The sequence below is a fragment of the Pontitalea aquivivens genome (assembly GCF_046507575.1).
GTDB lineage: Bacteria > Pseudomonadota > Alphaproteobacteria > Rhodobacterales > Rhodobacteraceae > Pontitalea > Pontitalea aquivivens.
In genome coordinates this window covers 1-4,012 of the sequence record NZ_JBKFEY010000062.1, presented here as the reverse complement: position 1 = coordinate 4,012, position 4,012 = coordinate 1, and the positions used below count along the sequence as shown (strand labels likewise).

At 59.0% G+C, this 4,012-nt stretch carries 6 protein-coding genes; 3 read left to right on the top strand and 3 right to left on the bottom strand.

Going from position 1 to position 4,012, the window contains the following annotated elements:
- The 3 genes from ACK8OU_RS19935 to fliF all read right to left on the bottom strand — a co-directional run.
- On the bottom strand, positions 1-150 hold a 150-nt coding region (locus tag ACK8OU_RS19935), incomplete at its 3' end, for a FliM/FliN family flagellar motor switch protein (RefSeq protein ID WP_410305075.1).
- Entirely contained in the window at positions 143-739 is a 597-nt protein-coding gene (locus ACK8OU_RS19930; RefSeq protein WP_410305074.1) for a FliH/SctL family protein, read from the bottom strand. The genes ACK8OU_RS19930 and ACK8OU_RS19935, both read right to left, overlap by 8 nt.
- Entirely contained in the window at positions 739-2,421 is a 1,683-nt protein-coding gene (fliF, locus tag ACK8OU_RS19925; RefSeq protein WP_410305073.1) for a flagellar basal-body MS-ring/collar protein FliF, read from the bottom strand. Before fliF ends, ACK8OU_RS19930 begins: the two co-directional genes overlap by 1 nt.
- 73 nt (positions 2,422-2,494) lie before the next feature.
- Between fliF and ACK8OU_RS19920 the strand changes: the two genes are divergently transcribed.
- The 3 genes from ACK8OU_RS19920 (at position 2,495) to ACK8OU_RS19910 (ending at position 3,943) form a co-directional block, all read left to right on the top strand.
- Positions 2,495-2,977 (top strand): flagellar basal body-associated FliL family protein, encoded by a 483-nt coding sequence (locus ACK8OU_RS19920; RefSeq protein WP_410305072.1) that lies wholly within the window; start codon positions 2,495-2,497, stop codon positions 2,975-2,977.
- A 10-nt stretch (positions 2,978-2,987) separates the two neighbouring features.
- Positions 2,988-3,347, top strand: coding sequence for a hypothetical protein (locus ACK8OU_RS19915; RefSeq protein ID WP_410305071.1), 360 nt, complete (start codon positions 2,988-2,990; stop codon positions 3,345-3,347).
- Between the two features lie 68 nt (positions 3,348-3,415).
- Positions 3,416-3,943 carry a MotE family protein gene (locus tag ACK8OU_RS19910; protein WP_410305070.1) on the top strand — a complete coding sequence of 176 codons (528 nt, stop codon included), beginning with the start codon at positions 3,416-3,418 and terminating at the stop codon, positions 3,941-3,943.
- The last annotated feature ends 69 nt before the right edge of the window (positions 3,944-4,012 follow it).

The window sequence follows — 4,012 nt, the reverse complement described above, 5'->3', positions numbered from 1 at the left end:
CTTACGATCCAGGGGCAGGATCGAATCGCGCTTCATGCGCAAAAGCTCCCGGACCATTGGCCGGGCCTTACCGACCGAAACCGTAATCTCGATCGGGACCTGGGTGAACGGATTGGTGGTCAGGGCCTCGGGGCGGGTCAGATCATCCATGGGACACCTCTGGATTATTCGATTTGAAGTAAGCGGAAATAGCGGCGCGGATGGCATCGACCACCCCGTCAAGATCAATGCGCAGTTCCGAGTCACGGAACCGCAGATAAACTTGCGCCTCACCCAGGGAAGGTTCCTCTGCGAAGTCGAGGGGGAAGTCCGCCTCACGCAAAAGCAACTCCCTGATCTGTGCAAGGCTTGCAGGATTGGCGACCACCTTCACCGGCGCCGATGCCAATTTTTCGGCAACAGGGACCAGATGCTCCAGGACGATCCGGGCGGTATTGTCACGGGCGAGTGCGGGCAGCACCTTTGCCGCCATATCGCGCAGAAGCGGTTCCAGCGCCCGTAATACATGTCCGCGTGCCTCATGATAGGTAAAGGCGAGCTCCTGAAGATTGCGCCCGAGTTCAGCGCGCAGTTTCGCCGCCTCGGTGCCCTGCGCGGTGATCGCATCGTCCCATCCCGCAGCATAGCCCTGTTCGAACGCGGTCAGCTTCAACTCCTCCAGTTCTGCCGGATCCAGGGCAAAACTTGCGGGCGCAGGCTCTTCTGGTTCAAAGGTTTCAAGCTCCAGACGGCTCGCCATCAGGTTCTCTCCTCTTGCTCTTCCATCCAGCTGCGCAGGATTTCGACAGTCTCGCTCTGGCGTTCCTCAATCAGCCGTTTCAGGCGCGAAACCGGATCGGCCGGGGCGTCGACAACGCCAAAGCCACCGCCCATGGCAAGGGACATGGGCATGTCACCAATGTCGAAATCCGAAACGACGGTCATTGGTCCTGGCGGCAGGGCGCCATCCGCAATCTCGCCGCTCAGCGCGGTTGGCTCACCCGGGGAATCGGGCCCCGGCAGGCCCGGAGGCACGCCCGCAGGCCGAACTTGCGGCGGCTGCATCAGAATCGGGCGCATGACAAACAGCCCAAGAACAAGTGCGACCACCGCCAAAACCGCAAGCTGGACGATCGACATCACGTCAAGGTCGAGACCCGAAAAGACACCAGCTTTTGTCGCCTCGCTGCCAAGGTCGGCAATCGGCTCAAAGGGCATGGAGCGAAGGGTGATAACGTCACCGCGGCTCTCGTCAAAACCCACGGCTGAAGCAACCAGTTCGCGCAGCGCCTCCAGTTCCGCGTCCGGGCGCGGTTCCCAGGTGGGATTGCCGTTCGCATCTGCGGACTGGATGCCATCGACAAGCACGGCAACCGTGATCCGTTTCACGGCGCCGGGCACTTTCAGGATCTCGCGCTTGGTTTCCGAAACCTCATAGTTCGTGCGCTCGCGCGTCTGACTCGACTGGCTCTGCGATTTTCCGCCGTCTTCGCCGTCACCCTCCGGCAGGTTCGATGCGACGGTGACCGCACCAGGCTTGGTGTCGTTCGCACTATCCGAGGACTCTTCGGTGTCGGTCGAGATGACGACACGCCCTTCCGGGTCGAAGCGCCGCTCGGTAATCGCTTCCCGATCGGTTACGGTTTCCAAAGCGACTTCTACAACCGCGTTACCATATCCTACGCGCGCTTCCAGCAAGCGTTCCACATTCCGTTTCAACTCGGCCATGCGGCTGTCTGCAGCCATGACCCCCGTGTCATCGCCAGTTGCGATCAACCCACCCTGACCATCGATAACCGAGACGTCGTCTGGCGACATTCCAGCCACCGCAGAAGCGACCAGGAACTTCAATGCCTTCGCATGGGACGGTGAAAGGCCACCGGACGCAGTTGTCACGAAAACCGAAGCCGTCGGGCGATGATCCTTGCGAAAGGCTTGACCGGACGGTCTGGCGATGTGAACCCGCGCCGACTTCACCACCGGGTTGGATACGATTGTTCGCGCCAGTTCCCCCTCTTTCGCACGCCAATAGGCAGCATCGAACATTTGCGATGTCGTCCCAAAACCCGAAAGCGAATCAAGCAATTCGTATCCGGCGCTGCCTGTTGCGGGCAGGCCCTCGGACGCCAGCGTCATCCGCAACTCGTCCCTTCGTGGGGCTTCGACGTAAATCGAGTCGCCACGCACTTCATAGATTGCGCCGCGCTGTTCAAGGGCGGCCACGACCTCTCCTGCGCGCGCGCCTTCCAGCCCCGCATAGAGAAGTGCCATCGTTGGGCGCGACGCTACCGAAGATAGCGCGAGAATCGCTGCAAACATGGCCAGGGTCGCCCCCGCAACGATCAGACGTCGACGAGTGTCCAATGCATGCCACACGGCTGTGAATTGTTGCAAGACGCACCTCCTTTGAGCGGGCTTCTGCCCCGTCGTCTGCCGCAACATTCGCGGAATGCGCTTAACAATCGGTTAGTGGGTCCGGGGTTATAGCTGCGACACCAAAGAAAACGGTGTCGAAATGGCCAGTACGGAAAAACCGGGCGACGAAGCCCCCAAGAAACACTCGAAGATGCCTTTGATCATTGGCTTGGTTCTGCTGCTTCTGCTCGGTGGTGGCGGCTTCTACGCGGTTTATTCAGGCATGATTCTCGCCCCTTCGGACCAAATGCAGCAGGGGGGCCAAAAGAAACCTGATGCGTTGCCCGATATCGCGTTCATCGCCCTGGACCCGTTGGTCATCTCGATTCGCGGAGGGACGAGCCGTCACCTGCGTTTCACTGGTCAGCTGGAGGTGGAGAGCTTTTACGCGAAGGACGTTGAACTGCTCAAGCCTCGCATTGTCGACGTCCTAAACGGCTATCTGCGCGCCGTCGATGTGCGCGACCTGGAGGACCAAACTACACTTGTCCGCCTTCGCGCCCAGATGCTGCGCCGCATACAACTGGTGACCGGTGAGGGGCGCGTACGCGACCTTCTCATCATGGAATTCGTCTTGAATTAAGGGGATTATAATGAGCGCGATTGCTGATATTCTTTTGGGAGCGGGTGCAGTCGGCGCGGCAATGTATTGCATGGTTCTTGCCCGACGATTGCGTCAGTTCAACCAGCTCGAAAACGGTATGGGCGGGGCGATCGCGGTCCTCTCGGCACAAGTCGATGACATGACAAAAGCGCTGAATCGGGCCCAATCGACCGCTAGTCTATCAGCGGATCAGCTTATGGAATTAACCGTGCGCGCCGAACAAGGCGCGCAGCGCCTCGAACTTCTGTTGGCCTCTTTGCACGACCTGCCCGACGCGGACACAGAAAACCGACGTCACAGGACCCTGCGCCGGCGGGCCAGACCGGAAGACATGGAGGCCGCTGAATGAAAAAGCCACGTCAAATGTTTCCCGCAAAGCCAAACGGGCGGAGGAGGCCGGGACGAGGTGTCCTTATAGTGATCGCCGCCCTCCTCTTCACTTCGGGTTTGCTCCACCTTGGCGAAGGCGCCGGCAGCGCTTTGGCACTGGATCTACAAGAAGCAAAGTTTTCTCAGGAATGCGGTTGCGCACCAGAGGTCGATGCAATGGCCTTACTTGACGAGCTACGCTCGCGCGAACAACGCCTTCTTGAGCGCGAAGGTCAATTGGCAGACAGGGTTCAGGCCTTACGGCTGGTAGAAGACCGTGTCGAGCAGCGCCTCGCCGCTCTGGTAGAAGCCGAGAACGAGTTGGCAAGAACTGTCGCAATCGCCGATCGTGCTGCAGAAGAAGACATTTCACGACTGGTGACGCTTTATGAAAATATGAAACCAAAGGAGGCGTCTCGGCTATTCCAGGAGATGGCGCCGGAATTTGCAGCCGGCTTCCTGTCACGGATGCGGCCGGAAGCCGCAGCCGCCATCCTGGCCGGGATTGAACCCAAGATTGGATATACAATCAGCGCAATAATTGCCAGTCGTAACGCAAACGCGCCGAAAAACTAAGAAAAACTTGGTTCTTTCTCAAAATATTAAATACTTTCTGCTGCATGGAGGCATCACATGGTCGGCGCA